At 71.0% G+C, this 24753-nt stretch carries 23 protein-coding genes; 11 read left to right on the top strand and 12 right to left on the bottom strand.

The features are described from left to right. Window positions 1-149: 149 nt before the first annotated feature. Window positions 150-3050, bottom strand: a complete 2901-nt coding sequence (locus tag ACIA8L_RS15095; RefSeq protein WP_395904586.1) for an Hsp70 family protein — start codon at window positions 3048-3050, stop codon at window positions 150-152. A gap of 109 nt (window positions 3051-3159) precedes the next feature. On the opposite strand from ACIA8L_RS15095, the gene ACIA8L_RS15090 reads away from it, so the two are divergent. Next, entirely contained in the window at window positions 3160-4119 is a 960-nt protein-coding gene (locus tag ACIA8L_RS15090; RefSeq protein WP_395904584.1) for a quinone oxidoreductase family protein, read from the top strand. 251 nt (window positions 4120-4370) lie between these two features. Here ACIA8L_RS15090 and ACIA8L_RS15085 read toward each other — a convergent pair whose 3' ends face one another. Together ACIA8L_RS15085 and ACIA8L_RS15080 are read right to left on the bottom strand one after the other, a co-directional pair. Further along, entirely contained in the window at window positions 4371-5258 is an 888-nt protein-coding gene (locus ACIA8L_RS15085) for a serine protein kinase RIO (protein WP_395904583.1), read from the bottom strand. A 146-nt stretch (window positions 5259-5404) separates the two neighbouring features. Next, a complete protein-coding gene (locus ACIA8L_RS15080) occupies window positions 5405-6052 on the bottom strand; it encodes an HAD family hydrolase (protein ID WP_395904581.1) in 648 nt (215 codons plus the stop codon). 154 nt (window positions 6053-6206) lie between these two features. On the opposite strand from ACIA8L_RS15080, the gene ACIA8L_RS15075 reads away from it, so the two are divergent. The 6 genes from ACIA8L_RS15075 (at window position 6207) to ACIA8L_RS15050 (ending at window position 11274) form a co-directional block, all read left to right on the top strand. Then, entirely contained in the window at window positions 6207-6794 is a 588-nt protein-coding gene (locus tag ACIA8L_RS15075) for a TetR/AcrR family transcriptional regulator (protein ID WP_395904579.1), read from the top strand. Window positions 6795-6863: 69 nt separating this feature from the next. Beyond that, entirely contained in the window at window positions 6864-7814 is a 951-nt protein-coding gene (locus tag ACIA8L_RS15070; RefSeq protein WP_395904577.1) for a TIGR04222 domain-containing membrane protein, read from the top strand. Further along, window positions 7802-8635 carry a DUF692 domain-containing protein gene (locus ACIA8L_RS15065; RefSeq protein ID WP_395904575.1) on the top strand — a complete coding sequence of 278 codons (834 nt, stop codon included), beginning with the start codon at window positions 7802-7804 and terminating at the stop codon, window positions 8633-8635. The genes ACIA8L_RS15070 and ACIA8L_RS15065 overlap by 13 nt, the downstream gene beginning before the upstream one ends. Further along, on the top strand, window positions 8632-9018 hold the full coding sequence (locus ACIA8L_RS15060; protein ID WP_395904573.1) for a hypothetical protein: 387 nt from the start codon (window positions 8632-8634) through the stop codon (window positions 9016-9018). Before ACIA8L_RS15065 ends, ACIA8L_RS15060 begins: the two co-directional genes overlap by 4 nt. A gap of 15 nt (window positions 9019-9033) precedes the next feature. After that, a complete protein-coding gene (locus tag ACIA8L_RS15055; protein WP_395904571.1) occupies window positions 9034-9807 on the top strand; it encodes an SDR family oxidoreductase in 774 nt (257 codons plus the stop codon). A gap of 696 nt (window positions 9808-10503) precedes the next feature. Then, window positions 10504-11274 carry a caspase domain-containing protein gene (locus ACIA8L_RS15050; RefSeq protein ID WP_395904569.1) on the top strand — a complete coding sequence of 257 codons (771 nt, stop codon included), beginning with the start codon at window positions 10504-10506 and terminating at the stop codon, window positions 11272-11274. Between the two features lie 613 nt (window positions 11275-11887). Here ACIA8L_RS15050 and ACIA8L_RS15045 read toward each other — a convergent pair. The 3 genes from ACIA8L_RS15045 to ACIA8L_RS15035 form a co-directional block, all read right to left on the bottom strand. Continuing rightward, window positions 11888-13822 carry an ABC transporter ATP-binding protein gene (locus ACIA8L_RS15045; RefSeq protein WP_395904567.1) on the bottom strand — a complete coding sequence of 645 codons (1935 nt, stop codon included), beginning with the start codon at window positions 13820-13822 and terminating at the stop codon, window positions 11888-11890. 108 nt (window positions 13823-13930) lie between these two features. Then, the gene (locus ACIA8L_RS15040; protein ID WP_395904565.1) at window positions 13931-14707 is read right to left on the bottom strand and encodes an enoyl-CoA hydratase/isomerase family protein; all 777 of its coding nucleotides are present in this window, start codon (window positions 14705-14707) and stop codon (window positions 13931-13933) included. Continuing rightward, window positions 14704-14928 (bottom strand): helix-turn-helix domain-containing protein, encoded by a 225-nt coding sequence (locus ACIA8L_RS15035; protein WP_223102223.1) that lies wholly within the window; start codon window positions 14926-14928, stop codon window positions 14704-14706. Before ACIA8L_RS15035 ends, ACIA8L_RS15040 begins: the two co-directional genes overlap by 4 nt. A 714-nt stretch (window positions 14929-15642) precedes the next feature. On the opposite strand from ACIA8L_RS15035, the gene ACIA8L_RS15030 reads away from it, so the two are divergent. Beyond that, complete coding sequence (locus ACIA8L_RS15030) at window positions 15643-16398, top strand: hypothetical protein (RefSeq protein WP_395904563.1); 756 nt, start codon at window positions 15643-15645, stop codon at window positions 16396-16398. Between the two features lie 277 nt (window positions 16399-16675). Here ACIA8L_RS15030 and ACIA8L_RS15025 read toward each other — a convergent pair whose 3' ends face one another. Beyond that, entirely contained in the window at window positions 16676-18274 is a 1599-nt protein-coding gene (locus ACIA8L_RS15025) for an ABC-F family ATP-binding cassette domain-containing protein (protein WP_395904562.1), read from the bottom strand. A 182-nt stretch (window positions 18275-18456) separates the two neighbouring features. On the opposite strand from ACIA8L_RS15025, the gene ACIA8L_RS15020 reads away from it, so the two are divergent. Both ACIA8L_RS15020 and ACIA8L_RS15015 read left to right on the top strand, forming a co-directional pair. After that, a complete protein-coding gene (locus ACIA8L_RS15020) occupies window positions 18457-19401 on the top strand; it encodes a neutral zinc metallopeptidase (RefSeq protein WP_395904560.1) in 945 nt (314 codons plus the stop codon). Continuing rightward, window positions 19398-20075 carry a DNA alkylation repair protein gene (locus ACIA8L_RS15015; RefSeq protein ID WP_395904558.1) on the top strand — a complete coding sequence of 226 codons (678 nt, stop codon included), beginning with the start codon at window positions 19398-19400 and terminating at the stop codon, window positions 20073-20075. The genes ACIA8L_RS15020 and ACIA8L_RS15015 overlap by 4 nt, the downstream gene beginning before the upstream one ends. On the opposite strand, the gene ACIA8L_RS15010 is transcribed toward ACIA8L_RS15015, so the two are convergent. Continuing rightward, window positions 20059-20691, bottom strand: a complete 633-nt coding sequence (locus ACIA8L_RS15010; RefSeq protein ID WP_395906273.1) for a LysE family transporter — start codon at window positions 20689-20691, stop codon at window positions 20059-20061. The genes ACIA8L_RS15015 and ACIA8L_RS15010 overlap by 17 nt on opposite strands. A 170-nt stretch (window positions 20692-20861) precedes the next feature. Beyond that, window positions 20862-21425, bottom strand: a complete 564-nt coding sequence (locus tag ACIA8L_RS15005) for a TetR/AcrR family transcriptional regulator (RefSeq protein WP_395904556.1) — start codon at window positions 21423-21425, stop codon at window positions 20862-20864. A gap of 102 nt (window positions 21426-21527) precedes the next feature. Between ACIA8L_RS15005 and ACIA8L_RS15000 the strand changes: the two genes are divergently transcribed. Beyond that, window positions 21528-22604: a hypothetical protein gene (locus ACIA8L_RS15000; RefSeq protein WP_395904554.1), complete on the top strand. Its 1077-nt coding sequence runs from the start codon at window positions 21528-21530 to the stop codon at window positions 22602-22604. Between the two features lie 79 nt (window positions 22605-22683). Here the strand turns inward: ACIA8L_RS15000 and ACIA8L_RS14995 are convergent, their stop codons facing one another. The 3 genes from ACIA8L_RS14995 to ACIA8L_RS14985 are packed head-to-tail and all read right to left on the bottom strand — an operon-like array spanning window position 22684 to window position 24751. Next, window positions 22684-23013: a metal-sulfur cluster assembly factor gene (locus ACIA8L_RS14995; protein WP_395904552.1), complete on the bottom strand. Its 330-nt coding sequence runs from the start codon at window positions 23011-23013 to the stop codon at window positions 22684-22686. Further along, on the bottom strand, window positions 23010-23489 hold the full coding sequence (gene sufU / locus ACIA8L_RS14990) for a Fe-S cluster assembly sulfur transfer protein SufU (protein WP_395904550.1): 480 nt from the start codon (window positions 23487-23489) through the stop codon (window positions 23010-23012). The genes ACIA8L_RS14995 and sufU overlap by 4 nt, the downstream gene beginning before the upstream one ends. Continuing rightward, window positions 23489-24751, bottom strand: coding sequence for a cysteine desulfurase (locus tag ACIA8L_RS14985; RefSeq protein ID WP_395904548.1), 1263 nt, complete (start codon window positions 24749-24751; stop codon window positions 23489-23491). The genes sufU and ACIA8L_RS14985 overlap by 1 nt, the downstream gene beginning before the upstream one ends. Window positions 24752-24753: the final 2 nt, after the last annotated feature.

Here is a 24753-nt window from a genome sequence, read left to right as displayed (position 1 = left end):
GTTTCTAGACCGTGGGCCGATTCTTGCCCGGACTCCGGCAACGCCCGATCAGCGCGGGCGTCGCCTGACACCCTGCGCGAGATGGCGTCACGCGGCGACGGGACGTCGGCGTCCGCGCGGTGGGGTGGGCGCTGTTGTCGCTGCGGGGGCTATTTGCCGGGTGGGATTTGGAAGCGGTAGACCTTGGAGTTGTCCTTGTCGACGAGGGTGACGGAGTCGTTGGAGAAGGAGACGTCCTGGAGCAGGGTCGGGACCTGGCCGGAGCCGATTGGTTTGCCGTCGACGGTGTAGATGTAGACGTTCCATTTGCCGGAGCCGGGGACGACGCTCTCCATGACGACCTTGTTGCCGTAGCCGGCGATCGCGTCCTGGGAGGGCAGGCCCTTGCCCAGCTCGACCTGGTCGGCGCCGCTGGACGGGTCGAGGACGTAGGCGTCGCCGACCGTTGTGAAGACGCCGCTGCCCGCGACGAGCTTGTTGTCCAGGACGACCCAGTTGGCCTCTTCGGTGCCGGAGATGGTGCCGGAGCGGTCCCGGACCGACTGTTTCGTCCACTTGGCCTGGCCGTTGGTCGTGTCGATGGCGATGAGCACGTCCTTGCCGGAGTTTTGCTCGCCCTGCACGCAGACCAGGTGCTCGCCGCACGGGCGCAGGTCGTCGACCTTCGTGCCGGCGGTCGCCTTGTAGGTCCAGGCCGTCTGCCAGTTGGAGATCCGGTAGGCGATGATCGTGCCGTCGGCGTCGGGGCGGAACATCGCCAGGTCGTCGTAGACGATCCAGGAGTCGTTGGTCGAGCCCTTGGAGTAGGCGCCGCTGGCCACCTGCTTGCCGGTGTTGAGGTCGAGCGTGGCCGCCTTCTTGTCGCTGAGCAGCTGCACCGCGCGGCCCGCGTCGGCGGTCAGCGACTCCTGGAACGGCACGTCGCCGGAGAACGTCAGCTCGTAGGTCGGCACGAGCAGGTCCTTGGACGTGTCGCTGGTCGGCCAGTGCACCGACGGCTTCGCACCGCGGTTGCCGTTGATGCGGTGGCCGTTGACCTCGACCGGGGCCGTCCACTTGACGTTGCCGTCGAGGAGGTTGACCCGCTCGACGGTGGGCTTGTTCCAGTCCTGGTTCTCGACGATCGCGTCGGTGCCGGCGTACAACAGGTCGATCTTGTCGGGCCAGGCCTTCGTCCACTTCGAGGTGTGCGTGGCCAGGTCGATGACCGAGCGCGACTCCGTCTTGCCGTCGCCGCCCTGCTTCACGTCGTCCTCGCCGTCGACGATGAGCAGGTTGCCGACGACCTTCAGCTTCAGCTTCGCCGGCTCCATCGCCAGCTGCACGGTCCAGCTCTGGTCGCCGGCGGTCGCGTAGCCGGACACGGCGGTCGAGCCGGCGTTGAGCTGCGCGGTGTAGATGTTGCCGTTGCCGGCGACGGCGGCGATCGCGCCGTCGGTGCTCAGCTGGATCGGGGTGCCGGCCTTGAGCCCGTCGACCTGGCCCGGGCCGTCGGTGTCGCCGAGGCCGGGGAAGCCGTCCTTGACCGACTGGAACTGGTCGCCCATCCAGCCGAAGAACTGGTTGCCGCCGTAGACGCAGCCGCCGATGAGGGCCAGCACGATGACGAGCGCGACCCACGGCCCGGTGCGGCGCCGGCGCGGCTGCTGCACGACCGGGACGCCGACCCCGTAGGCGGTCTGCTGCGGCGCCATGGGCGGTGCGCCCATCGGCGGCGGGCCGGCCTGCTGCGGCATCATCCGCGGCGGCATCGGGGGCGCCGGTGAGGCCGACGCGACCGGGAACGGCGCCGAGACCGGATGCGACGACCCTGACACCGGCGTCGCCGAGACCGGCATGGGGATCCCGGACGAGGGCGTGTGCATGGGGCTGCTCGACGAGGCGGTGCGCATGGGGATGCCCGACGACGGCGTGTGCATCGGCGGCGGGGTGTGCATGGGCGGGGGTGTGCCGTACTGCGGCGGCTGCGGACGATCGCCGATGGCCAGGATGCCGCCGTAGGCCACCGGGAGCTCCGGCTGCTCGGGGACGACCGGCGCCACCCCGAACCGCGCGTGCAGGCGGCTGGCGACGAGCGGAATGCGGCTGGACCCGCCGACCAGGAAGATGCCGGCGAGCTGGCGCACGTCGACGCCGGCCCGCTCCAGCACGCGGCGGGTCTCGTCGACGGCCCGGTCGATGAGGGGGCCCGCGACCCGCTCCAGCTCCTCCCGGGTCAGGTGGACGGCCTCGTCGGTGCCGGGCAGGTGCACGGGGGCGGAAGCCGAGCGGGACAGCATCTCCTTGGCCGCGCGGACCTCGCTCCAGAACTCGCGGCGGTCGCGCTTGGCCGCGGTGCTGTCCGGGTTGGACAGCCGCTGCCAGAGCTCGGGGTTGCGGTAGCTGATGAGCTGGCCGAGGTGGCCGACGAGGGCCGCGTCGATGTCGACGCCGCCGAGGTCGTCGAGGCCGCCGACGCCGAGGACCCGCAGCCCGTCGAACTCGCGGCGGACCACGGACACGTCGAGCGTGCCGCCGCCGAAGTCGAACACGGCCAGGCTCTGCAGCGGGGCGACCTGCTGGCCGAGGACGCGCAGGCAGTATTCGGCGGCGGCGATCGGCTCGTCGACCAGGACGACCGGCCCGAGGTTGGCCGCGCGGGCCGCCTCGAGCAGCACGCCGCGGCGCTGGCCGCCCCAGTCGGCCGGGCAGGTGAGCACCGTCGAGCCGACCGGGTTGACGCCGGCCTGCATCGACTCCTCGGCGGCCCGGCGCAGGAGGGAGGCGAGCAGCTCCACGACGGTGACCTCGCTCGAGCCGAGCAGGACCGAGCCCTCGTCGATGCCGCGCTTCGGATACGGCTCGAAACGCTCGGGGCTCAGCTGCGACAGCCGCTCGGCGTCCTTGCCCACCGTGACGCGGCCCTGCTCGTCGGCGTAGACGCCGGACGGCATGACGGGCGAGCCGTCGAACAGCAGTGCGCGGGGGGCCTCGTCGCCGCGGCGCACGACCGCCACGGTGTGGCAGGTGCCCAGGTCGATCGCGAGACGATGGGTCGGGGTCGGGCCCACTCGACGTCACCTCCATTGACTGCCCGGATGCTACGGCAGGGGTACGACAAAACCGATCGGCGGTTTGGGGTAGACAAGAACCTGACAAACGGCGAGGAGGCGGTACCCCATGCGCGCAGTCATGTTCGGCGAGTACGGCGATCGTTCGGTCCTGAACGTCGAGGACCGCCCCGACCCGCAGCCCGGCCCCGGCCAGGTGCTGGTGCTCGTCGAGGCCAGCGGGGTCAACTACATGGACGTGTACCAGCGGACCGGCACCTATCAACTGACTCTCCCGGCGGCTCTGGGCAGTGAGGGGGCCGGCACCGTCCTGTCGTTCGCCGACGACGTGCGCGGCTTCGCGCCCGGCGACCGGGTGGCCTGGACCGGCGTCCCCGGCAGCCACGCCGAGCAGGCCCTCGTCCCGGCCGACCGGCTCGTCCCGGTGCCGGAGGACGTGACCACCGAGCAGGCGGCCGCGGTCCTGCTGCAGGGCCTCACCGCGCATTACCTGACGCACGACTCGTTCGCCGTCCGCCCGGGCGCGGCCGTCCTCGTCCACGCGGCCGCGGGTGGCATGGGGCAGCTCCTCACGCGGATCGTCACGCACCTCGGCGGACGGGTGGTGGCCACGGCGTCCACGGCGGAGAAGCGGGATCTGGCAGTACACAATGGGGCGGTTGTGGCGGTTGCCTATGCCGAGGCTCTGGACGCCGTGCGCGAAGTCACCGGCGGCGCCGGGGTGGACGCGGTCTACGACGGTGTGGGCGCGGACACGTTCGACACCAGCCTGCGGGCCCTGCGCCCGCGCGGGACGATGGTGCTGTTCGGGGCGGCCAGCGGGCAGGTCGCGCCATTCGACCCAATGCGCCTGATGTCCGGTTCGTATTTCCTCACCCGTCCGACGCTCGGGCATTTCATCGCGTCCCGGGCCGAATTGCTGGAGCGGGCGGAAACGCTGTTCGGATGGGTTGCGCGGGGTGTTGTCGAGGCGACCGTCACAGGGCGTTATCCATTGGATGCGGTGGCCGACGCGTACGCGGCGCTCGAGGGTCGGCGGACCACGGGAAAGCTGCTCATTGTTCCGTGATCAGGATCGCAAGATAAGTACTTGACGGAATCGACGCGGCCGGTGCCTTGCGAGGTGCCGGCCGTCGATCATGGGCGAAGCCGAAGAACTGCCATTTCCGACATATGCCCCGTCGGGGTATAAATCCGTTAAGTCGTGGCACGGAGTGCCCGACTTAACGGACCACGGAGTGCCCGACTGAACGGCACGCGGGCCCGCCCGATCACAAAGCCGGGCAGGCCCGCAGGCGAGAACAAGCAATCCAATACCAGTCAGCGCACCCCGGCGTCGTGCAAGAGCTCCACGATCAAAGGCTCCGGATCGACCCGGAAACCCTTGCCCGCGAACCACCGGGCCACGTTCATGACGTCACGAGCCAAGAACTCAGAACCGTTCGGGTTGATCACCACGTCGACGATCTGCGGCAGGTCGATGAGGACCAGCCGGCCGTCGTGGACGAGCAGGTTGTAGGGGGACAGGTCGCCGTGCGCGACGCCGGCCCGGGCCAGCACCCGCAAGGCGTCGACGAGCTGCCACCACAGGGACTCCAGCTCCGCCGCGGAAGGGCGGGTCTGTGCGAGTCTGGGCGCGGCGGTACCGTCGCCGTCCCCCACGAACTCGAGCATCAACTCGGTGCCGAGCAGCTGCACCGGGTAGGGCACGGCGACCCCGAGTTCCCAGAACCGGGCGAGCGCCCCGAACTCCGCGGCCGCCCACTGGCCCGCGATGGCCTCCCGGCCGAATGCGGTGCGGCCGGCCATGGCCCGGGTGACGCGGGATTCGCGGACCCGCCGGCCTTCCAGGTAGCCGGAGTCGCGGTGGAACATGCGGTGGTCGGCGTCCCGGTAGCGTTTGGCCGCCAGCAGTGAGCGGCGGCCGTCGGGGACGGACCGCTCGACCAGGTGGACGTCGGCTTCCTTGCCGGTCTTGAGCACGCCGCGGTCGGTGTCCCGGGCGCTCAGCTCCGTGACCACCCAGTCGGGGCGGGGTTCGGGGCCGTGCTGGACACCGGGGGCGTCCCAGGTGGTGTACGGGTCGCCGCCGGACGCCTCTTCGGAGGAGTCCCAGGCGATGTCGTAGTCGTGTGAGAGGCGCTTCAGAAAAGCCGGGTCGTCGTCATCGAAGCGACGGCGTGACGAAGCGTAGTTATGGTCGCGCAACGCGAGGTCTCCAGAGTCAGAAAGGGTGAGTTCATGGGCATGCGAAAGCGCGCCGTGACGGCATCCATGTGACTCGACCTCCTCCCGAAACGAAGACGTGCAACTGGTGACCAGGCTGGAGCACCCCGCCCGGCAGCGCAACCGATTTATCGGGACGCCATGACCTCGGCGATCGCCGCGATCACCCCGTCGGCCGTCCGGGTCGGCGTGTAGCGGCCCTCGATCCAGGACCGGCCCCGGTGCAGCCATACGCTGCGGATCGACGCCGCGTCCGCCCCGCCGATGTCGGCCTCCGGGCTGTCGCCGATCATCCAGGCGTTGGTGAGGCGCATCCGGGCCCGCTCGGCGGCGATGGCGAAGATGCGCGGGTTGGGTTTGCGCACGCCCGCCTCTTCGGAGATGACCCAGTCGGCGAGGTACCGATCGAGCCCCGTTTTGCGCAGTTTCTCCTCCTGCTGCCGGGACTCGCCGTTGGTGACGACGACCGGCACCCACCCGGAGTCCTCGGCGATGGCCAGTGCGCAGGCGGTCAGCGGGTCGAGCCGGATCCGGTCCATGATGGCCTGGCGGATCTCCTCGACGAGGTCGAGGGCGCTGTACCGCAGCCCGTACCGCTCCCGCAGCCCCTCGGCGACGTCCCAGGTGGAGTTCATGCCGTCGGCGTCGACGGACAGCAGCCACTCGAGGTCGTATTCGGGCGCGCCGATCTCTCGGAGGAACTCGGTCGCCCATGCGCGGAACGCCCCAGCCCTGTCAAGCAGGGTGTCGTCCAGGCTGAGCAACAACAGGGGCACGCGGGCAGGGTACGTGACCCGATTGATATCGAACAGATCCTCATGTTCACGTCCGCCTGGGCAAATATCCCGAAACCCGGACCAATCGGAGGGAAGAAACACGGGCGAAACCACCCTGTTCGCAAACCGTATGTACGGCTTGCATAATCGACAGGTGCCCAGGGTGAGCCAGGACCAGCTCGACGCGCGCCGGAGGGAGATCCTCACCGGCGCCCGGACGTGCTTCGCCCGCCACGGCTACGAGGGCGCGACCGTGCGACGGCTGGAAGAGGAGATCGGCCTGTCCCGCGGCGCGATCTTCCACCACTTCCGGGACAAGGACTCGCTCTTCCTGGCCGTCGCCGAGGACGACGCCGCCACCATGGTAGCGACCGTCGCCCAGCACGGCCTCGTCCAAGTGATGCGCGACCTGCTCGGCGAAGCCTCGGCCTCCGACACCGGCGAGCCCGACGTCACCGGGTGGCTCGGCAGCCAGCTCGAGGTCTCCCGGCGGCTGCGCACCGACCCCGAGTTCGCCAAGCGCTGGGCCGCCCGCGCGGAAGCGATCACCGCCGCCACCCGCGAACGCCTCCAGCGCCAGCTCGAGGCCGGGGTGCTGCGCGACGACGTGCCCATCGCCACGCTGGCCCAGTTCCTGGAGCTCGCCTACGACGGCCTCGTGCTGCACCTGGCGACCGGCCGCCCGGTGCAGGACCTGGAGGCCGTATTGAGCCTGGTCGAGGCCGCAGTCCGAAAAAAGTGACCACAAGGTTTGCTCAAGTGTCCGACCGGTGACATGCCCCACTCGACAGCCGCACCCACACTGAGCCACATGGAGACCTTGATCGTGGCGGCCCCGGGTGATACCTGGGGCATCCCGGGCCCGCAGTTCCTGTGGCTGTACGCCGGCCTCGCCGCTGTCGCGATCATCGGCGTGCTCATCTGGCGGCGCTCGATCACGGGCGGCCCGTCACTGCGCAGCGCCCGCGACCTCACCCCGACCCAGGCCGCGCTGATCAACGGGGATCGCCGCCTCGCCGTCTACGCCTCCCTCGCCGCCCTGCGCACCGCCGGCTCGATCGAGACCGACAAGCAGGCCAAGCTCCGCCAGACCGCGATCCCGCCGACCGGCGCGCCGGAGCTGGACCGGGCCATCTACTCGGTGGCCGCGAGCGGCATCACCACCACCGGCGTGCAGACCCACCCCACCGTCCGAGCCGTCCTCGACCGGGCCGAGGCCGAGCTGGCCCAGGCCGGCTGGATTCTCGACAGCCAGGCCCGCCGCACCGTGCGGACCGGCGCCCTGGTCGTCTTCGCGGTCGTCGCCCTGGGCATCGCCCGCGTGTTCGCCGGCGTCGCCAACGAACGCCCGGTGACCAACCTCGTGCTCCTGATGATCCCGGTCGCTGTCATCGGGCTGTTCCTGCTGCGGGTACCGCGAGTGTCCGGCAGCGGCAAGCGCCTGCTGGCCAAGATGCGCAGTGACGCCCGGCACCTCTCCCCCGGCCAGAAGCCCTCGTGGGCCACCTACGGCCCGCAGGCGGCCGCCCTGAGCGTGGGGCTCTTCGGCGTCGGCGCGTTCCTCGTCGCCGACCCGGCGTTCGCGGCCGAGGCCGAACTGCAGCGCAACATCGCGCTCACCGGCTCCGGCTACAGCGGCGGCAGCAGCTCGTACAGCTGCTCGAGCAGCTCCGGCGACTCCGGCAGCAGCTCCAGCTGCTCCAGCGGCTCCAGCTGTGGTGGCGGCTCCAGCTGCGGCGGCGGCGGAGGATGTGGAGGGTGAGCGACCCGAAGTACGGCGTCGGCATCGGCTGGCGGCCCGAGATCTCCGGCTACGTCGCCGGCCTCCCGGGGCTGCGCTTCACCGAGGTCGTCGCCGAGTCCGTCCACACGCACGCGCCCGTGCCCGACGCGCTCGCCGAGCTCGTCGGGCGCGGCGTCACCGTCGTGCCGCACGGCGTCAAACTCTCCCTGGGCGGTGCCGAGCCGGTCGCCGACGAGCGGGCCGCGCACCTCTACGAATGCGCCCAGCTGCTCAACGCCCCGCTGGTCAGTGAGCACATCGCGTTCGTGCGGGCGGGCGGCGTCGAGGCCGGGCACCTCCTGCCCGTCCCGCGCACCCGCGCGTCGGTGGACGCGATCGTCGCGAACGTCCGGCGCACGCAGTCGGCGCTGGGCGGGGTACCCCTCGCGCTGGAACCCATCGCCGCCCTCTTCGACTGGCCCGACCCGGAGCTCACCGAGGCCCAGTTCCTGACCGAGATCCTCGACCGCACGGGCTGCGGGCTGCTGCTGGACATCGCCAACGTCTACGCCAACGCCCGCAACCGCGACGAGCCGCCCACCGCGCTGCTCGACGAGCTGCCGCTGGAGCGCATCGCGTACGTCCACGTGGCGGGCGGCCTGGAGCAGGGCGGCTTCTATCACGACACGCACACACATGCCGTACCCCCGGAAGTCCTTGCTCTTGTCAAGGATCTTTGCGCCCGCACCACGCCCCCCGCGCTGATGCTGGAGCGCGACGGCGACTATCCGCCCGCCGCCACGTTGACGGCCGAGCTGGACGCCATCGCGGCCGCGGCCGGTTGGCCGGCGATCACGTGACCGACCTGGCCGCCCAGCAGCAGGCCCTGGTCGCGGCCCTGGTCGCGGGCGGTGAACTGCCCGCGGGTTTCAATGCGGCGGGGGTACTGGCGACTCGAGCCGCCCTGCGCCGCAAACGAGCCGGTGAGGTGGCCGCCCGCTGGCCGTTCCTGGCCGCCGCCTACGGCACCGAATGGCCGGCGGTCTTCGCCGCCTGGGCCGAGTCCCGCCCGCCACAGGGTTCACTGCGCGACGGTTGGGATTTTGCCCGCTCCATGGGTACTGCCCTGCCGGCGCTGGCCCGCGAGGAGCTCGACGCGCGGGAGCGCGAGTACACGTACGACGGCACCGCCACGCCGGCCCCCCGCCCACGCCCCTTCTGGTCCCGCCTACGCCGCCGCTGACCTACGATCCCGGGCATGGATCTCGGGCTGTCCGACCGCGTGTACGTCCTGACCGGCGCCTCCCGCGGCCTCGGCTTCGCCACCGCGCGGGCCCTGGCCGCCGACGGCGCCAACGTCGTCGTCTCGGGCCGCACCGAGTCGACGGTGAAGGCGGCCGTCGACGCCTTGGGCCCGGACCGCGCCGAGGGCCTCGTCGCCGACCTGGCCGCCCCCGACACCGGCGACCGTCTCGTGGCCGCGGCCCGCACCCGGTTCGGCCGCCTCGACGGCGCGCTGATCTCCGTCGGCGGCCCGCCCCACGGTGGCGTCCTGGACGCGTCCGACGAGTCCTGGCAGGCGGCGTTCGCGACGGTGTTCATGGGGACGGTCCGCCTGGCCCGCACCCTGGCCGCGGCGTTCGGCGAGCGCCCGCCCGGCAACGAGGCCGCCATCGGTCTGGTGCTTTCCTCGTCGGTACTGCAACCGCTGAGCGGCCTGGCCATCTCCAACGGTCTGCGCCCGGGCCTCGCGGGCCTGGCCAAGGACCTGTCCAACCAGCTGGGCCCGAAGGGTATCCGGGTGTTCTCCCTCCTGCCCGGCGGCTTCCTCACCGACCGCAACCGCGAGATCATGGAAGCCTCCGGCGACGCCGCCCGCTCGGAGGCGCAGCGCTCGGCCGCGATCCCGCTGCGCCGGATGGGCCGCCCGGAGGAGTTCGGCCGCGTGGCCGCGTTCGCCCTCTCCCCCGCCGCGTCGTACGTGACCGGCACCGCCCTGCGCGTCGACGGCGGCGTCATCGCGGCGATCTGACCGGACCCGAACGACTCCACTGCCGGATTGCCTGATTCCGGACAGTACGCACCCGAACGACCGCACCGGCCGGACGATCATCGGACGACGGAATCCGAAGGTCAACGCCGTGTCGCCGGTCCTCCGGCCCGGTCGAGCCGGTCGGGAACGACAGGATCCGAACGATTTCGCCCGGCTTGTATCAGGAACGTCCGACCCGTCCTCATGTCAGCGGAAACGGCGCCGCACCCCCCGATCGGCGGCGCCCCACGGGGACGGAGAACGACCCATGCAGCCGCAGCTCACGGCCTTACCCGGCGCCCCTCCGGCCGGCACCCGCGCGGACCGGACGCCTCTGCCCCCAGCGCGGCCATGACCACCGACGACGACGCCGACGAGGCGTTGCTGGCCGACCTCCGCCGGCTGTTCACCGCGACGGACCCGATCCGGGCTCCGCGCCGCTCCCCGGCCGCACCGTCCGCCGCTCCGCCGTCCGCCGCCTCACGGCCCGCGCCTGCCGGCAGTGACGGGCCGGACCGAGGGCGACCGAGGCCGGGCTCGACGGACCGCTCCCAGCGCAAGGGTTCGCCACCGTCATAGCTGTCCGATTTGCGCGTATGGGCAGGTCGCGCTCATACGTCGATTCCGCGTACCCAACCACGGCCACCCTCCGTAACGCCATCGATGCGAAGGTCCCACATCGAACACGGGGGAGCCATGAAACTCGCACTGTGCATCGGCATCAACGACTACCCAGGGACGGAGAACGACCTGGCCGGCTGCCGCAACGACGCCGAGGACTGGGCCGCGACCCTGATCGCCCGCGGCTTCGACACCCGCTGCCTGCTCGACAGCGCCGCGACCGGCACCGCGATCCGCGCCGCCATCCAGTCCCTCCTGACCACCGCGACCGCCGGCGACGCCGTGGTCATCACGTACTCCGGCCACGGCACCTGGGTCCCCGACACCAGCGGCGACGAACCCGACCACCGCGACGAGGCCCTGTGCCCGCACGACATCGCCGAGAACGGCCCGTTGCTGGACGACGACCTGCACACCTTGTTCGCCCAGGCGAGGGAGGGCGTCCGCACGGTCCTGATCTCCGACTCGTGCCACTCGGGCACCCTGACCCGCCCGCACCACCCGATCGGCGACCATCCGACCAGGCCCCGCTTCCTCCCCCCGGCCACCTTCCTCTCCAAGCACCCCACCGGAGCAAGGTCTTCGAGCCCGGCCGGTTCCCGCCCGACGGCCCTCCTCCTGGCCGGCTGCACCGACACCGAGTACTCCTACGACGCCACCTTCAACACCCGCCCGAACGGCGCCTTCACGTACGTGGCCCTGGCCACGCTGGCCACCCTCCCCCCGACCGCGACGTACCGAACCTGGCTGGAGGCCATCCGAGCCACCCTGCCAAGCCAGGACTACCCGCAAACCCCAACCCTGTCGGCCACCAGACCCCAACACTCCTGGCCCCTCCTGGCCTGACCCCCACCACGCAACCGCGGCCCTGATGACCACGAGTGACCGGTAGCGGTGCAGTCAGGACACACGAGAGCGAACCAGTGGGGTGCGACCGAACCCGCACCCCACTCCCGCGTCCCACGAACCAGCACGACCGTCGGCGCCGAGCCAACCACCGCCCGCTCCAGCAGACAGCCGCCGCTCAACAGACGGGCAACGGGCGGCACGGCGGGACCAGCAACGGCGGAGTCGAGCCGAACGAACCCAGCGCCGGCGAGCAGAGCGACCGGCGACTGGCGACTGGCGACTGGCGGCAAAGCGGACCCGGCAATGGCCACGGCGAAGCCCAGCAAGACGAACAGCGCCGAGCCAGCGCGAAGCGCAACCAGCAACGGCGAAGCGAAGCCCGACCAGGCAAAGCGACGCCCAGCCGGCGCGAAGCGCAACCAGCAACGGCGAAGCGATGCGAGGCCAGGCGAAACGACGGCCGGCGCAACAAATCGCTGACGGCAAGCGGAATTCGGCGACAGCACAGCCAGCCCGGAGCCAGACGCAGCCGAACTGGAACCAGGCGCAACCGGCGCAAAGCCGAGTGCAGCCGGCGCGCAAGTGGGGTGGGACAGGGCGGGGGCGAATGCTATGGGGTTGGGATCGGTGGGGTGGTGGGGTGGGTGAGCGAGGGTAGCGGGGAGTCGATGACGGCGAACTGGGTCCGGTACAGCTCGGCGTAGAGGCCGCCCGCCGTGACCAGGGATTCGTGGGTGCCGCGTTCGACGATCCGGCCGGCGTCGACGACGAGGATCTCGTCGGCGTCGCGGATGGTGCTGAGGCGGTGGGCGATGACCAGGGCGGTGCGGCCGGCGAGGGCTTCGGACAGGGCCCGTTGGACGGCGGCCTCCGACTCCGAGTCGAGGTGGGCGGTGGCCTCGTCGAGGATGACGATCGACGGGGCCTTCAGCAGGAGGCGGGCGATGGCGATGCGTTGCTTCTCGCCGCCGGAGAAGCGGTAGCCGCGCTCGCCGACCACCGTGTCGAGGCCGTCGGGGAGGGACGCGACGAGGTCGCCGACCTGGGCCCGGCGCAGGGCGGTCCAGAGCTCCTCGTCCGCGGCGTCCGGCTTGGCGTAGCGCAGGTTCTCGGCGATCGTCTCGTGGAACAGGTGGGAGTCCTGGGTGACCACGCCGATCGTGTCGCGCAGGGACTGCAGCGTCGCGTCGCGGACGTCGACGCCGCCGACCAGGACCGCGCCGGCGGTGGCGTCGTAGACCCGCGGGACCAGCATCGCCGTCGTGGACTTGCCGGCGCCGGACGGGCCGACCAGGGCGACCATCGTGCCGGGGGCGACGCTGAACGAGACGCCGCGCAGCACCTCCTCCGTGACCGTACGGTCCAGCGCGGCCACGTCCTCCAGCGACGCCAGGGACACCTCGGCGGCGGACGGGTAGCGGAAGTGGACGTCCTTGAACTCGACCGTCGCCGCGCCCTTCGGGATCTCGCGGGCGTCGGGGCGTTCGGCGATCGAGGGGGCCAGGTCGAGCACCTCGAAGACGCGCTCGAAGCTCACGAGTGCGCTCATCACGTCGACGCGGACGTTGGAGAGCGCGGTCAGCGGGCCGTAGAGCCGCGTCAGCAGCAGCGCCAGGGTCACGACCGTGCCGGCGGTGATGTGGCCGTGCACGGCATACCAGCCGCCCAGTCCGTAGGTCAGTGCCTGGGCCAGCGACGCGACCAGGAGCATGCTGACGAAGAAGACGCGGCTGAACATCGCCGTCTGGATGCCGATGTCGCGGACGCGGCCGGCCCGCTCGGCGAACCGCTCGGCCTCGTCGTCGGGGCGGCCGAACAGCTTGACCAGCAGGGCTCCGGCGACACCGAAGCGCTCGGTCATCGTGGCGTTCATCTTCGCGTCGAGCTGGTAGGCCTCGCGGGTGATGGCGGCCAGGCGCTTGCCGACGCGGCGGGCGGGCAGGATGAACAGCGGCAGCATGACCAGGGACAGCAGGGTGATCTGCCAGCTCAGGGTCAGCATGACGGCGGCCGTGAGGACGAGCTGGATGACGTTGCTGACGACGCCGGACAGGGTGGACGTGAACGCCCGCTGCGCGCCCTGCACGTCGTTGTTGAGGCGGCTGACCAGGGCGCCGGTCTGTGTGCGGGTGAAGAACTGCAGGGGCATGCGCTGCACGTGGTCGTACACCAGCCGGCGCAGGGAGAGGATGATGCCTTCACCGATGCGCGCGCTGTACCACCGCTGGATCAAGGACAAGAGCGCGTCGACGAGCGCGAGCGCCGCGATCAGCAGCGCGACCCGCACGACCGCGGTCCCGGCGTCGGGGCCGCCCTGGTTGATCTTGTTGATGACGTCACCGGCGAGGTAGGGGGTCGCGACCCCGGTGCCGGCCCCGATGACGACGGTGATCAGGAAGACGATGATGTCGCGCCGATACGGCCGGGCGAACCGGACGATCCGCCTGGTGGTGTCCCGGCCCAGCTTCTTGCCGGCCAGCTCGTCGGCCTTGCGCAGGGAGCGCAGGGTCTCCCAGCCCGACATGCTGCTCATCGGCGAAGACATGCAACCCGCCCCTCAAACTGAAGTACCTGCCGAGCTGCATTCTGCCCGGCAGGTACGACAACTTTTCGCGGGCGCGATGGCTTCCCCATCCAGCCTAGGACTTTGGACCTACTCCCCTCGCCCCGTGAGGTCCGCGATCCGGCGCAGCTGGGCCGCGCGCTCGGCGGCCTCCTGTTGCGCGAACGTGTGCCCCGCGGCCTGCGCCAGCAGGGCCTTGATCTCGATGACGGCGGCGCGCGGGCCGTCGAGCACGGCGGCCGTGAGGTCCTTCACGGCGTCGTCGAGCTCTTCCCGCGGTACCACCACGTTCGCCAGGCCGATCTGCGCCGCCTCCGCGGCGGCCACGCGCCGCCCGGTGACGCACAGTTCGAGTGCGCGGGCGTATCCGACCAGTTCGACCAGGCGCTTGGTGCCGCCGAGGTCGGGCACGAGGCCGAGCTTGATCTCGGCCATGCTGAACGAGACGTCGTCCGCCACGACCCGGAAGTCGCAGGCCAGGGCCAGCTGGAAGCCGCCGCCGATGGCGTGGCCGTGCACGGCCGCGATGGTGATCAGCGACGGCCGGCGCAGCCAGGAGAACGCCTCCTGGAAGACGGCGATGCGGCCGTCGGCGTCCGGTGCGCCGGCGAGCTCGCCCAGCGTGGTCGTGGCGGCCTTGGTGTCGAGCCCGGCTGAGAAGGCCCGTCCCTCGCCACGGATGACGACGACGCGTACGTCGCCCGGCAACGTGCGGCCGAACTCGCGCAGATCCGCCCACAGCGCGGGCGTCATGGCGTTCAGAACCTGGGGCCGGCACAACGTCACCGTCGCGACCGGCCCGTCGAGGTCGAATCGCGCTTCGCCCGATCCGGGGTCCGCGCTCGCCGAGGAGGTGGTGGCGTTCACGCCTTCTTGCGACGCCGGGCGCCGCCCCGCTGACGGAGCTGCACGCCGGATTCGGTCAGAACCCGGTGCACGAATCCATAGGAACGGCCGGTGGAAGCGGCGAGTGCACGGATACTCTCACCGTTGGTGTACCGCTTCACGAGGTCCTTCGCCAGCGTCTGCCTTTCGGCGCCGATGATCCGGCGACCCTTCTCGGTGCTGGTGGTGGCGGTGGCTGCCATGCTGATCCCTCACGTCCCAGACAGAGCGGTTGGTGCGGTCCCACCTATTAGACCGCCTCGAACGATCATGCGCTAGATATCGACGGGGCGCCAACCGACACGCAGAGCATTGTCGCCTACCCGATACCGTGATGCGCCGTGATGAGCGAACCGTCCGTCAACCGTTCACGGACTGCGCACCGTGAGCGCCGCGATGCACTGTGTTGGCTCCTGCTGGCCCTCGCCGGGCTCGCTCTGGCCGCGCTCGCGGTGCAGCTCGACGCCCGTCTGGGGACCGCCAGCGCCCCCTTCCTCGGCAGGTACAAGATCAGGATCGGTCCGGGCACAGTTCTCGCACCGCTCGTGGCCGCCGGCGTGCTCTGGGCCGCCGCCGCGCCCCGGTTCACCCGCCGGAGGTGGCCGGAAATTCAGCTTTTCGGGTACATCTTCGGTCTGGCGTGGGCTATCGCTTTGGCGCTTGTCGATGGGTGGTCGGGCCTTACGAAAACCTTAGGTTCGCCCGAGGAATATCTGGGTGACGTTCACCAGGTGGGTGACGACCCCCTGCAATACCTCAGACATTTCACGGCCGCCGACGGGTACCACTCGGTAGCTTCCCGGGGCCATCCTCCGGGTCCCGTACTCGTTTTGTGGGCCCTGCTGCGAATCGGCGTGACCGATCACATTGTGCTCGGATTACTGATCACTGCCGTATCGATATTCACGATTCCGCTCGTGCTCGCCGCGGTGCGCGACTCGGTCGGTGAGGAAGCGGCCCGGCGGTACCTTCCGGTGCTCGTCCTGGCACCGTACGCGATCTGGACGGCGGTCAGCCTGGACGGCCTGGTGGCGGTGCTCGGGGCGGCCGCCGTCGTGTCGGGCCTGCGGGCGAGCCGGCGGCGGGTGCGCGGCTGGGCGTCGACGGGCTGGGCCGTCCTCGCGGGCCTGCTGGTGGGCGTGGCCGCGCTGTTCTCCTACTCCGCCCCGTGGCTCGGCCTGTCCCTGGTCTGCGTGTACTTCGCGCGCCGGCGCGCCGCCCTCAACGTCCTCAGCGGCATCGGCGCCCTCCTGCCGGTCCTGGGTGCGCAGATCCTGGGCTTCAGCTGGGCCGCCGGCCTCGTGGCGGCGGAGACGGACTACGCGGCCCGGGTCGCGCCGTACCGCTCGGTGCTGTGGTGGAGCGCCATCAGCGTCGTGGTGCTGCTGCTGGCCGCGGGTCCGCCGCTGTACGCCAGCGCCCGCAAGATCCGCAACACCGCGATGTGGCCGTTCCTGGTGGGTGCGGGCGCAGCGGTGGTGTTCTCCATCGTGGCCGGCCTGGCCCGCGGCGGCGTCGAGCACGCCTGGCTGCCGTTCTTCCCGTGGCTGACGGTGGCGGCGATCGCTCCGGAGCGCCCGGCGGACCCCCCACCACCGGCCCCCGTGCTCCTGGCCGGCCTGGGCGCGATCGCCGCCGTGGCCATCGAGGCGACCTTGGTCACGCCATGGTGAAAGCCAAAAGCACAAGCAACAGCAGAAGCAGAGGATTCCGGAGCCGCTTCGCTCCCGCCCCGGGCAAGGGGCTCCGCGCCCCCTGCACCCCTGCGACGCCGTTCAGCACCGAGCGAGGTGCCCGGCCGGCAGGTGCGCCCGGGGCTCGACCGGCTCAAGCCGCTCGCAGCGCCGCCGCTGCGCGGTAACCCGGGCCCCGCACGGCCGCAACTGCCGGCGGGGATCGTGCGGGGGTGCGGGTGGAGGCGAAGCCTTCCCCGCCTTCAGGGAATACAGCTCAGGCGAGCTCGACGAGCTCCAGCAGGTCGTCGCTCCACGTGTCCTCGACGCCGTCGGGGAGGAGGATGGCGCGGTCCGGCTTGAGGGCCTGTACGGCGCCCGGGTCGTGGGTGACGAGGACGATGGCGCCGGGGTAGCGGGCGATCGCGTCGAGGACCTGTTCGCGGCTGATCGGGTCGAGGTTGTTCGTCGGCTCGTCCAGGAGCAGGACGTTGGCGCCGCTGCAGACGAGTGTCGCGAGGGCCAGGCGGGTCTTCTCGCCGCCGGACAGTACCCCCGCCGGCTTGTCGACGTCATCGCCCGTGAACAGGAAGGCGCCGAGGATCTTGCGTAGCTCGGTGTCGTTCTGCTCGGGGGCGGCGGAGCGCATGATCTGCAGGATGGTGCGGTCGACCTCGAGCTGTTCGTGCTCCTGCGCGTAGTACCCCCGCTGCAGTCCATGACCGGAGACGACCTCGCCCGTGTCGGGGTCGAGCTCGCCGGCCAGCATGCGCAGCAGGGTCGTCTTGCCGGCGCCGTTGAGGCCGAGGATGGCCACGCGGGAGCCGCGGTCGACGGCGACGTTGACGTCCATGAAGATCTCGAGCGAGCCGTAGGACTTGGACAGGCCCTTGGCCGTGAGCGGGGTCTTGCCGCAGGACTTGGGCTCGGGGAAGCGGACCTTGGCCACCTTGTCGGCGGCGCGTACGTCTTCCAGGCCGTCCAGCATCCGCTCGGCCCGGCGGGCCATGTTCTGGGCCGCGACCGTCTTGGTGGCCTTGGCCCGCATCTTGTCGGCCTGGGCCATCAGGGCGCCGGCCTTCTTCTCGGCGTTGGCCCGCTCGCGGCGGCGGCGCTTCTCGTCGGTCTCGCGCTGCTGCTGGTAGAGCTTCCAGCCCATGTTGTAGAAGTCGATGGTGGCCCGGTTGGCGTCGAGATACCACACCTTGTTGACGATCGCGTCCAGCAGGTCGACGTCGTGGGAGATCACCACGAGGCCGCCCTTGTGGCTGGACAGGAAGCTGCGCAGCCACGTGATGCTGTCGGCGTCGAGGTGGTTGGTGGGCTCGTCGAGGAGCAGGATGCCGCCGCCGGTGGCGCTGGCGTCGCGGAAGAGGATGCGGGCCAGCTCGATGCGGCGGCGCTGACCGCCGGACATGGTGCCGATGGTCTGGGCCAGCACCCGGTCGGGCAGGCCGAGGTTGGCACAGATCCGCGCGGCCTCGGCCTCGGCGGCATACCCGCCCAGGCCGGCGAACTGGTCCTCGAGCTGGCCGTAGCGGCGGATGAGCCGCTCGTCGTCGCCGAGCCTGGCCTCGAGGGCCTTCATCTCGGCGTAGATCGTGTCGAGGCCGCGGGCGGAGAGGACCCGGTCGCGGGCGGTCACCTCGAGGTCGCCGGTGCGCGGGTCCTGCGGCAGGTAGCCGACGGGGCCGCGGCGGTCGACGTTGCCGGCGTGGGGCGTGCCCTCACCGGCGAGGACCTTGAGGGTGGTGGTCTTGCCGGCGCCGTTGCGCCCGACGAGACCGATGCGGTCGCCGGGCTGCACGCGCAGGTTGATGTCACTGAGCAGGATGCGGGCGCCAGCGCGCAGCTCAAGGCTGTTGGCCGTGATCACGAGAACCTCTTCACTCAAAAATGGGCAGACTCCGGCAGCAGGACCGGGTCACTCCCTCTGCGTGATCACCCCGATAGTCTACCTTGCGACCCGGGGCGACCCGCCACACGATTACGTCACAAGATCAACGGGTACGTGCGCCAGCAGACACCGGTCGATACCAACCCCCCCGAGGTGGAGCCATGGAGTTCAACGACGACGCCGATCTCGACACCAGCCAGGTCAACGACCTGCGCGGGTCGGGTGGCGGTGGAGGTGGCGGCATCGGTGGAGGGGGCCTCGGCGGCCTCCCGATCCCGATCGGCGGCGGCAAGGGCGGGATCATCATCACGGTGATCATCCTGGCCGTGGTCCTCTGCGGCGGCGGTGGCCTCTTCGGCAGCGGCCTGCTCGGCGGGGGCGGCGGTGACAACAAGGCCGACAACGCGAACATCGACAAGTCCTGCGACAAGTCGAACAAGGACCGCTTCAAGAACGCCGACTGCCGCAACGTGCTGTACATCAACTCGGTCCAGGCCTACTGGAAGACCGAGATGCCGGCCGCGTTCGGCAAGGAGTACACCCAGGCCAAGACCAACTTCTTCAGCAACCAGGTCAACACCGGCTGCGGCGCCGCCGACTCCGGCGTGGGGCCGTTCTACTGCCCGGCCGACAGCATGGTGTACATCGACCTGACCTTCTACAACGAGCTCAACAGCCGCTTCGGCGCGTCCGGCGAGTTCGCGGCCCCGTACGTGCTGGCCCACGAGTACGGCCACCACATCCAGAACCTGCTCGGCACCAACGCCAAGGCCGACCAGGGCGGCCAGCAGGGCGCCACCTCGGGTTCGGTGCGGCTGGAGCTGCAGGCCGACTGCTACGCCGGCACCTGGGCCAACCACGCGACCGAGACGAAGGACCCGCAGGGCGACGCGCTGTTCAAGTCGATCACCCAGCAGGACATCGACGAGGCCATCCAGACGGCCGAGGCGATCGGCGACGACACGATCCAGAAGAAGGCCGGCCAGAAGGTCAACCCGGACGGCTTCACCCACGGCACGTCGGCGCAGCGCAAGAAGTGGTTCACGCAGGGGTTCAACACCGGCGACCCGCGCCAGTGCGACACCTTCAGCACGAATAACCTGTGAGCATCGATCTCGTAGAGCACTTGCAGCGCACCTTCGGCGCGGCCGCCGACCCCGGACTGGCCGCGCCGATGCGCGCGTACATGCGGGACAAGTTCCCGTTCCTGGGCATCCAGAGCGTTTCCCGGCGCCGGTTGACGTCGGGGGTACTGCGAGACGCCGCCCGACCTTGTGCCGAGTCGGACGTGCTGGCCGTGGCCCGGGCCTGCTGGGCGCTCCCCGAGCGGGAGTACCAGTACTTCGCCTGCGACTATCTCGTCCGGCACGTCCGGCTGCTGTCCCCGGCCGCGATGCCGGTGCTGCACGAGCTCATCACCACGAAGTCGTGGTGGGACACCGTGGACGCGCTGGCGTCCAATGTGGCCGGACCGCTGGTGACCGCCTTCCCGGCCGCAGTGTCCACCATGGACGCGTGGACGGCCCCCGGCACCGACCTGTGGCTGGTACGTACTGCGATCCTGCACCAGCTGAAGTACCGTGGCCGCACTGACGCCCATCGTCTTTTCGACTACTGCGAGCGCTGGTCCGCCGAGCCCGACTTCTTCATCCGCAAGGGCATAGGCTGGGCGCTGCGCGAATACGCGAAGACGGACCCGGCCGCGGTGAGCTCCTTTATGGACACCCACCCCGGCCTGTCCCCGCTGTCCAGACGTGAGGCGCTCAAGAACCTGGGATGACGAGCGTGACGGCCAGCACGGCGATGACGGCACTGGAGGCGAGCGCCGTCCACAGCCGCCCCCGCGCCCCGGTGAGCAGTCTCTTCAGCAGCGTCCCGCTCCCGGCGAGCAGCAGCTGCCAGCTGGCCGAGGCCACGAACGCCGAAGCCACCCAGAGCACCTCACCCGCCCCCGACAGCCCGTCGTCGGCCCGCCGCCCCAGCACCAGCGACCCGAAGTACACGATGGTCGCCGGATTCAACAGCGTCAGCCCCAGCAGGCTGAGGTAGGCCCCGCCGGGCCTGGCCATCCGCCCGTCCGCCGCCCGCGCGGTCGCCACTTCCCCGCGATGCACGAGCGCGTCCCGAGCGATTTTCAGGGCCAGCCCCAGCAGTACCGCGAACGCGACCCACCGCAGCACCCCGGAAACCGGTGCGATGACCCCCGCGAGCGCCGCTCCCCCGAGCACGGCGACGACGGCATATACCCCGTCGGCGGTAGCGACACCGAGCGCGGCCGCCGCCCCGACCCTCCACGAATGCCGCGACGCGAGCGTGACGATGAGCGCCCCGATGGCCCCGACCGGAACAGCCACGGCGTACCCCGCGAGGAGCCCACTCACGACCGCCCCGCTCAGCCCGCTCACGACTGCGGCTTGCGGCTCGCCTCCGTCACAAAACCGGCCTGCTGTCGCGTGCTCCCGTCGCCGACAGCGAGGGGCGCAACCAACAACCAACTCCGGCAACGACTCATGCGCGAGATGATGCCGCCCCGGCCCCACACCCCGCCAGCGATTTCCGGGTGGCGTCAGCCCTGCAGTTCGGCCCGCAGGGTCGCGAAGGCGGTGTCGATGATGTCGACGAGCCGGCGGTCGTCGTCGGTGTCGAGCCACTCGGCGACGGACACGTACATCAGCGTCACCGCCGTCTCGGCGAGCAGCCCGGCCCGGATCGGGTCGAGGCCCTGACCCCGGAACGTCTCCCGGGTCACCTCGGCCAGCACCGCCCGCTTGTGCAGGTCCCGCTCCCGCAGCCCGGGGTCGGACGCGACGATCGCCCGCCGCTGCCGCAGGGCCGCCTTCCGCCCTTCGAACTGCGTCTCGGCCATGGTCCGCAGGCCGGCCCGGATCATCTCGAGGGGCTCACCGGCGGGCACCTCGGCCAGGAGCTTCGCGGCGAACGTGGGGATCTCGGCCTCGTCGGCGAACAGCACCTCCCGCTTGTCCGCGAAGTGCCGGAAGAACGTCCGGGTCGTCAGCCCGGCCCGCGCGGTGATCGCCGGCACGGTCGTCGCGGCGAACCCCTGCTCGGCGAACAGCTCGAGCGCCGCCTGCTGCAGGCGCTCCCGCGCGTCCGGTCGCCAACGGCCCATGTCCCGAGTGTAGCGGTGATGACATCGCGTGTCGTCGGCGGTATGGTCATGACACGGCGTGTCGTCACTGGGACGGGCGCCGCACCAGGGCGGAGCTGTGCCATGACTGAGGTGTGGATTCTGGGCGGTACCGGCCGCAGCGGGCGTGCGATCGCGGCCGAACTGCGGCGCCGGGGCATCGAGCCGGTACTCGTCGGCCGGGACGCGGAGCGACTGAAGGCGGCCGCGGGCAGCCTGCGGACCGTTGTGGCGGCATCGGTGCAGGACACCGCGGCCGCCATCCGCCGCGCCCGCCCGGCCGTGGTCGTCAACACGATCGGCCCGTTCGTCGAGACCGCCGAACCGCTGCTGTCGGCCTGCCGGCCGCACAGCCACTACGTGGACCTGGCCAACGACCTGTCGGCGGTCTCGGCAACGCTCGCCCAGGCCCCGGCGTTTGCGGCCGCCGGTCGAACGGCCGTCACGGGAGCCGGTTTCGGCGTGACCGCCACCGAGAGCGTCGTGGTGAAGCTGTGCGAGGGCCGCCCGGCGCCGCGACGGGTCCGGGTCGACATGATCCCGTCACTGGCGAGCGAGGGCGGCCCGGTCGGCGACGCCCTGGCCGGCACGCTCGTCGAGGGCATGCCCGGCCTGGAGGGCGGCGGCAGATTCCAGGGCCGCCAGTACCGCAACAGCCACCTCACCCCCGCCCGCCTGGCCGGCGACCCGCTGCGACTGACCCTGCCCGACGGCAACACGGTGACCACGGCAAGCATGCCCCTGGGCGAGCTGATGGCGGCCCAGCGAGCCAGCGGCGCTCCCGACGTGATCTCGGCATCGAGCGAGGCCCCGGCGTCCCCGATGGTCCGAGCCATCATGCCGCTGGCAACCGCGTTGCTGACGATCGCCCCGGTGCGTTCCTTCGCCCGCCGCCGCCTGGCCGCCGTGACAACCAAGCCCAGCCCGAAGCCCCGGGAGCACTCCTGGGGCCACGCGGCCGCGCACTGGTCGGACGGCACCGTACGCGAGGGCTGGCTCCGCGTCGGCGAAGCCCAGGTATGGACCGGAACCGTCCCGGCCGAGGTGGTCCGCCGCCTGCTGGACGGCGCCGGAAAACCCGGCGCATACACGCCGGCCGCGCTGTTCGGCTCGACACTCGCGGAGGCCTGCGGCGGCGAATACCAGATCGTCGGCGAGTAGCTGAGCGAGGGCGGCGGGCAAGACGAACGCCCCGCCGGCCGATGAGCGGCGGCGGGGCGTCGACTTTGGCAATACAGCTTCAGACGTTGAAGCCCAGAGCGCGCAGCTGGTCGCGCCCCTCGTCCGTGATCTTGTCGGGGCCCCACGGCGGGAGCCAGACCCAGTTGATGCGGATGTCGGATACCAGGCCGCCGCCCGGGCCGGTGCAGAGGGCGTTGCGGGCCTGGTCCTCGATCTCCTCCGTCAGGGGGCAGGCCGCTGACGTCAGGGTCATGTCCAGGGTGGCGATGTTCTCTTCCTCGTCGACGTGGATGCCGTACACGAGGCCGAGGTCAACGACGTTGATGCCCAGTTCCGGGTCGACGACGTCCTTCATCGCCTCTTCGATGTCGGCCAGTGCGGCGGTCATGCGGTCTCCTCAGCGGACGGGTCGGACGGTGAAGCGGCAGGAGCGGCGGCAGCCCGGGAGAGCGCGTCCTTGTACGCCATCCACGGCAGCAGGGCGCACTTCACGCGGGCCGGGTACTTGGCCACGCCCGCGAACGCCACACCGTCCTCCAGCAGGGCCTCGTCGGGCTCCACCTGGCCGCGGCCGGACATGAGCTCGGCGAAGGCCTCCTGGCGGCGCAGCGAGTCGGCGACCGTCGCGCCCTTCACCAGGTCGTAGAGGACGCTGGCCGAGGCCTGGCTGATCGAGCAGCCCATGCCCTCGTAGGACACGTCGTCGACGCTGCCGGCTTGCAGCGACACGCGCAGGGTCACCTCGTCGCCGCAGGTCGGGTTGACGTGGTGGGCCTCGGCGTCGAAGGGGTCGCGCAGACCGCGGCCGTGCGGGCGCTTGTAGTGGTCCAGGATGATGTCCTGGTACAGCTGGTCGATCTGCATCAGGCGAAGACCTTTCGGACCCGCTCGACCCCGCGGACGAGGGCGTCGATCTCCTCGGTGGTCGTGTAGAGGTAGAACGACGCCCGGGTCGTGGCCGGCACGCCGAAGCGGACGCACGTGGGGCGGGCGCAGTGGTGGCCGACGCGGACCTGCACGCCCTCGTCGTCGAGGATCTGACCGACGTCGTGGGGGTGCACGTCGTCGACGGTGAACGAGATGGTGGCGCCCCGATCCACAAGGTCCGAAGGGCCGATGATCCGGGTGTACGGCAACGACCCGAGCGCATCCAACGCGTATGCGGTGAGCAGCTTCTCGTGCGCCACCACGCTGTCCATGCCGACGGCCGAGAGGTAGTCCACCGCCGCACCGAGCCCGACGGCCGGCGCGATCGGCGGCGTGCCGGCCTCGAACCGGGCCGGCGGCGGCAGGAACGTCGTGCCGGTCATGGACACCGTCTCGATCATGGAGCCGCCGCCGAGGAACGGGGGCATGGCGTCGAGCAGCTCGTAGCGCGCCCACAGCGCCCCGATGCCGGTCGGGCCGAGCATCTTGTGGCCGGTGAAGGCGACGAAGTCGGCGCCGAGCGCGGCCACGTCCACGGGGACGTGCGGGACGGACTGGGAGGCGTCGAGCAGGACCAGCGCGCCGACCGCGTGGGCCCTGGCGACCAGCAGCTCGACCGGGTTGATGGTGCCCAGGATGTTGGAGTAGTGCACGAACGCGACGAGCTTGGTGCGCTCGTTGATCAGGTCGTCGATGTCCGACAGGTCGAGGCGGCCCTCGTCGGTCAGCCCGAACCAGCGCAGCGTCGCGCCGGTGCGCTGGGCGAGCAGCTGCCACGGCACGATGTTGGAGTGGTGCTCCATCTCGGTCACGACGATCTCGTCGCCGGGGCCGAGGCGGAAGCGCGGGTCGGCCGACCCCCCGAACGAGGCGCCGGAGCCGAACGAGTGCGCGACCAGGTTGATCGCCTCGGTCGAGTTCTTCGTGAACACGAGCTCGGTCGGCGACGGCGCCCCGATGAAGGCCGCGATCCGCTCGCGGGCCCCCTCGTAGGCCGCCGTCGACTCGGTGCCCAGCGTGTGCACCGAGCGGGCCACGTTCGCGTTGTGCCGCTCGTAGTGCTCGCGCACGGCGTCGATCACCTGGCGCGGCTTCTGCGAGGTGTTGCCCGAGTCGAGGTAGACCAGCGACTTGCCGTTGACGGTGCGGTCCAGGATCGGGAAGTCCTTGCGAAGCGACTCGACATCGAGGGCGCTCATGA

Origin of the sequence: Dactylosporangium sp. NPDC051541, from assembly GCF_044454505.1 — a bacterium.
GTDB lineage: Bacteria > Actinomycetota > Actinomycetes > Mycobacteriales > Micromonosporaceae > Dactylosporangium.
The sequence above is the reverse complement of the archived record's forward strand: the minus strand, read 5'-3'. Positions and strand labels throughout refer to the sequence as shown.

What these genes read in the sequence shown, in the direction of transcription:
- ACIA8L_RS15090 (WP_395904584.1), top strand. Translation starts at nt 3,160, where the DNA reads ATGCGCGCAGTCATGTTCGGCGAGTACGGCGATCGTTCGGTCCTGAAC.
- ACIA8L_RS15070 (WP_395904577.1), top strand. Translation starts at nt 6,864, where the DNA reads ATGGAGACCTTGATCGTGGCGGCCCCGGGTGATACCTGGGGCATCCCG.
- ACIA8L_RS15065 (WP_395904575.1), top strand. Translation starts at nt 7,802, where the DNA reads ATGTGGAGGGTGAGCGACCCGAAGTACGGCGTCGGCATCGGCTGGCGG.
- ACIA8L_RS15055 (WP_395904571.1), top strand. Translation starts at nt 9,034, where the DNA reads ATGGATCTCGGGCTGTCCGACCGCGTGTACGTCCTGACCGGCGCCTCC.
- ACIA8L_RS15050 (WP_395904569.1), top strand. Translation starts at nt 10,504, where the DNA reads ATGAAACTCGCACTGTGCATCGGCATCAACGACTACCCAGGGACGGAG.
- ACIA8L_RS15045 (WP_395904567.1), bottom strand. Translation starts at nt 13,822, where the DNA reads ATGTCTTCGCCGATGAGCAGCATGTCGGGCTGGGAGACCCTGCGCTCC.
- ACIA8L_RS15035 (WP_223102223.1), bottom strand. Translation starts at nt 14,928, where the DNA reads ATGGCAGCCACCGCCACCACCAGCACCGAGAAGGGTCGCCGGATCATC.
- ACIA8L_RS15020 (WP_395904560.1), top strand. Translation starts at nt 18,457, where the DNA reads ATGGAGTTCAACGACGACGCCGATCTCGACACCAGCCAGGTCAACGAC.
- ACIA8L_RS15005 (WP_395904556.1), bottom strand. Translation starts at nt 21,425, where the DNA reads ATGGGCCGTTGGCGACCGGACGCGCGGGAGCGCCTGCAGCAGGCGGCG.
- ACIA8L_RS15000 (WP_395904554.1), top strand. Translation starts at nt 21,528, where the DNA reads ATGACTGAGGTGTGGATTCTGGGCGGTACCGGCCGCAGCGGGCGTGCG.
- ACIA8L_RS14995 (WP_395904552.1), bottom strand. Translation starts at nt 23,013, where the DNA reads ATGACCGCCGCACTGGCCGACATCGAAGAGGCGATGAAGGACGTCGTC.
- sufU (WP_395904550.1), bottom strand. Translation starts at nt 23,489, where the DNA reads ATGCAGATCGACCAGCTGTACCAGGACATCATCCTGGACCACTACAAG.
- ACIA8L_RS14985 (WP_395904548.1), bottom strand. Translation starts at nt 24,751, where the DNA reads ATGAGCGCCCTCGATGTCGAGTCGCTTCGCAAGGACTTCCCGATCCTG.